This is a genomic window from Streptomyces sp. NPDC091371 (genome assembly GCF_040684275.1).
In the GTDB taxonomy this organism is placed as follows: domain Bacteria; phylum Actinomycetota; class Actinomycetes; order Streptomycetales; family Streptomycetaceae; genus Streptomyces.
This window is the reverse complement of sequence record NZ_JBFBFP010000108.1, coordinates 1434-2534: the sequence shown is the minus strand read 5'-3', so window position 1 is coordinate 2534 and position 1101 is coordinate 1434. Positions and strand designations below refer to the sequence as shown.

Genomic DNA, 1101 nt, shown 5'->3' with positions numbered 1-1101 from the left:
AGAGTACTGGTGGGCCGTCGGCGAGGTGCCTGCTGAGCAGGCCCTTTTCCAACGACCCCCAGCCCGAACCGGGCATGCGACTTGTCACCGCACCCGGCTCTCCAGTGATTACTCCGTGAGTGCTGGGACAGGTCTTCTGCCGTGGATGTCCGCATGACAACTGTCGCAGACCACCAGGGTCTTGCGACGTCGCACGGCCATAAGATCTGCCCACGGCGGCCGGTCTCCCGGTCTGTCGAGGTCTGCGAGCTTGGCGACGTGGTGGACTTCCACCTCGTCGAGGCGTCCGCATGCCTCGCATCGTCCCGCGAGAAGCCGGGTGACCAGCTCCTTGCGTTTGATGTTGACCGGGGCCAGCTGACGGTCGGTGACGACCGTCTTCTTGTCCTGTCGCAGCGGGATCCCGCCGAACCGTCCGACCAGTGGCTTCCTGCCGGTGCGTTCGACGCGGGCCTCGAAGCACTTGCGTGGCCCGTACGGTGTCTCGACGGTGGCCGCGTACTTGCGCGCCACCTTCGAGAACGACGAGCGGTGCTTGTTGGCCAGCGTCATCAGCATCGAGGCCGACATGGCCCATTGCAGCCGGGCGAGTCGAAAGACGTCGCCGGCCAGCAGGTAGTACTGGACGATGCCGCGGTACTCGGACCCGTAGGTGCTGATGATGACGTGGTCGTCCTGGTTCAGCAGTTCGGGCCGACGCGCGGGTTTGCCGCGCTTCATGTACTGGGCCTGCTTGGCGACTACCACCGAACGAGGGACACGCAGACCGATAGTCCCATTGACAGAACGACGCCTGCCGGAGATCTTGCGGTCGTTGTGGTGCACGGTGATGTCGTAGCCGAGGAACCTCGCCGCCCCGGTACGGGCGTGTGTGATGAGCGTCTTCTCCGGCGATAGTTCCAGCTTGAGTTCATCACGCAGGAATTGCGCCAGACGTCTCTTGATTTCCTCGGCCTCTGCCTTTGGTCCGGCGAACCCGAGCAGGGTGTCGTCGGCATAACGCACATACTTCAGCCGCCTATACCCCGAATCCTGGGTATCCATGCTGGGCATGCTGTGGAGTTGCTTGCGTAACTCCCGCACCTTGGCGCGATCGCCGCG

General features: G+C 63.9%; 1 protein-coding gene. It reads right to left on the bottom strand.

Annotation, left to right across the window (positions count from 1 at the left end; genetic code table 11):
* Nucleotides 1-108: 108 nt before the first annotated feature.
* Nucleotides 109-1101 (bottom strand): group II intron reverse transcriptase/maturase (locus AB0O21_RS40355; protein ID WP_365180984.1); only part of this gene is annotated, 993 nt, incomplete at its 5' end.